At 36.4% G+C, this 3,075-nt stretch carries 1 protein-coding gene and 2 pseudogenes; all 3 read right to left on the bottom strand.

Annotated elements, in window-relative coordinates; translation table 11 throughout:
* Positions 1 to 96: 96 nt before the first annotated feature.
* Positions 97 to 2,067, bottom strand: coding sequence for a hypothetical protein (locus J9892_RS21545; protein ID WP_210538949.1), 1,971 nt, complete (start codon positions 2,065 to 2,067; stop codon positions 97 to 99).
* A gap of 200 nt (positions 2,068 to 2,267) precedes the next feature.
* A pseudogene (locus J9892_RS21540) lies at positions 2,268 to 2,633 on the bottom strand (IS4 family transposase); the annotation flags it as partial.
* A 296-nt stretch (positions 2,634 to 2,929) separates the two neighbouring features.
* Positions 2,930 to 3,075 (bottom strand): annotated as a pseudogene (locus tag J9892_RS21535) (IS4 family transposase); the annotation flags it as partial.

Below are 3,075 nucleotides of genomic sequence, written 5' to 3'. Positions count from 1 at the left end.
TGGCAGGAAATAACAGAGAAGTTGGAGTGGGCAATGGTGTATTTATCCAAAAACGGCAAAAAGAGTAGGCAGAGAAAATCCAAGCAAAACAACACGTTAGACGGTATTATTAATTCGCTTGCCGCTTAAGGTTCTGTACATGACATCCCCTTTAAGATTAAACCATTCACACACAGTCATAATACACTCTTTTGTTTCATAATGTGCAGTCGCTATCGATGTATTCAAATCTGTAAGTGAGGTTGTTCTTTTGCTTAAATTTATACTATTCATGAAAGTAGTGAATATTTTATCAATTTCAACTGTTAGATCTTTACTTAGCTTACTTTGAATTTTCTCTATATTATGAATTAATTTCTTATTTAAGAGTTGCATAATGCAAACAGGCATACTGGACAATCCATTTACATGAACAGAGCCTCGAATGAAGATGTGGTCGATAACATCAATAGAAAAACAAAACATCCTCTCAGGATTATCCTGAGTATCTGTTTTCATCCATACTTCGGCTATTTCAATTGTTTTTAAAAAGTCAACTGTAAATCTCTCAAAGACCTTGTTAATGTCCTTTAAGATATTGTTGTTTACCATTTTATAATAGTTCATCCAATAAACATTATTTTCAATACCACCACTATCACTTACTTCGCATAATAAATTGTACTCTTTCAGTTTAGAGCACATAATGTTATTAAAAAATCCATGTCTGATTTCTGAGCTAAGGTTTCTATCTAGCCCAGAGTCAGGGTCATTGATGTAGGCACTAACAATAAATTCAATCAAATTATTGAATGCACTAACATCATCTCCATGCTCTATCAATGAGATTAGAGAATCAATTTCAGATTTATTCTTTCGAAGAATATTATCTGTATCAACAAAAACTTTCGCAGTACTTAACTTAGCAACACCACTATCAACGATTACATTATCTATTAACTCTGAAAATTCAGACGAGAACTCGATTTTATCAATATACCCTCGTTCTTTAAGAGCAGAAATTATTTTTGTCCTTTCGAGAGTTAAATCAATTTCATCATCGAAGCAACCAAGATAATCCATATTTTCTATTGTTGCTATTTCTTTAAGAAAAAAGTAGTGCATTTCTGATATTTCTTTTCCAAGTAATTCACTTGGTCTCTCAACACCAGATTCAATAATAAACTCTTCAAAAACATCATTAAAATATTCTTGATTCTTTAACTTACTATTAATGTTATATATGTACGTCGCAATAACCGCCTCAACCGTATAGAGGTGCTCGTTATTAATATAGGATATTATTTCAGGAAGAGGAAAACAAATATAACTCTGAGGTGTTTCAATTAATGTCCTCGCTGCAAAGTCAAGCAATGATTTTTTATCACCGCTCCTAATTAAAAAATATGTTTTTAAATCAATAAAGTCCTTGTAAACAGGATTGATTTCTTTATATTCAACTAATCTTTCTTCAGCTTCAACAAAGTTGCCTTTGTTTATAAGCTCTATCAGTTCATACTTTAGTAAAATTAGTGTGCTACTTTCTAATTTTTTATATGGAAGACTGTAAAGATGTGGTGGAGCAAAAAGCAAGGTATCTCTTTCGATAGGAGTAGCACACTCATGCAAATAGTTGGCCTGTACTACGATCTTCTGTGTTTCCTCCTCATTAAAATAGTAAGGTGCTGTTTTTACCACACTGAGCAATATATGCTTATTGATATCTAAAGGATGTATTCTCGTTGCTAACTCAACCAATTTCTGTATCGAGTTATTAACATGTTTCAACGAATATATACTAATAAGACTTTCAATTGCCTCCTTTAATACATATGGCATATGACTAGCAGGAGACCTTCCAGCATGTATATAGGACTTTGCGTATATACATATATTAGATATTGCATTACCAATTGTTAATACATTTTCCTCCAAAGAAGTAATGATTTCATCATAATGTCCTTTCGTATATAATTCGATAACGCTTTCGGTATATTCATCTATGTGATTATGCTTAATTCTATAATCTTTTAATTTTGTTTTATCATTCAGTTCCTTTTCAAGGTATCGAAAAGATACCATCAGCACTTCTTTTTCTTGCGATGGGGACACTCTAGAATTGCATTGTTCATTTATATTTAACTGTATTATACACTCAGATACAAAATGATATAAATCAATAATATTAAAACTTTGAAAATCCCATACTGAATATATTGAATCGGCCTGTTCATACAATGGATAAGGTAGCTGAAGCAATGCATTTAACCCAGATCATGTACAGAACCTTAAGCGGCAAGCGAATTAATAATACCGTCTAACGTGTTGTTTTGCTTGGATTTTCTCTGCCTACTCTTTTTGCCGTTTTTGGATAAATACACCATTGCCCACTCCAACTTCTCTGTTATTTCCTGCCACGCACCATGGATGATGCTCGCCAATATCGGCATTAACCAAAGCGCGCTGTTTTTGGCAATCTTCAGCATCGATAACTCCGCGCTGCCAATCAGCGTCAGCGCCAGCCGACGTTTGACCAGCAAGGCCAGCAAACTAGCCCAGATCAAGCCTTCCGCTATCGCTTTTTGTCGTGTCGCGAACGCCTTCAACCGGTTATGTGATTTCAGCTCTTTGAACAACAGTTCGATCTGCCTGCATATTCCGGTCGAAAATGAACACCTATTCCGGTTTAAAATGAACGCTGATTCCGGCTTGCGTGTACACCATTTCCGGACACCTCAGAGCACGAACTCTGATGTCAGATGAACCGTCATGCTCCAATGACCTGGATCCACAACTGCCGCGCTGCGCTTGGCTGCTGGCTTGTTCGGTGAGTCGAAAAGATGCCTCCCCTCAAAGCTCAGCTTCTGCTCGCAGAATCCCTGGCCGCATACTTTCCGGAAATGGTGTTCACAGATTCCGGAATCACTGTTCAAATTCACCGGAATACGCACTGCCAACGGCAACGATACAATGCCATCACCTTCTCGGCTGGCCATCGCTCACGCGGAAGATTGGTCATCCATATACAGAACCGTTTTTCCTCTGCAAACCAACGTCTTATGAGTCGATATTTATACTTTCCCGAACTCACATCCA

The sequence above is a fragment of the Aeromonas sp. Prich7-2 genome, from assembly GCF_017939255.1.
Lineage (GTDB): Bacteria > Pseudomonadota > Gammaproteobacteria > Enterobacterales > Aeromonadaceae > Aeromonas > Aeromonas caviae.
This window is presented reverse-complemented; position numbering and strand designations above follow the sequence as displayed.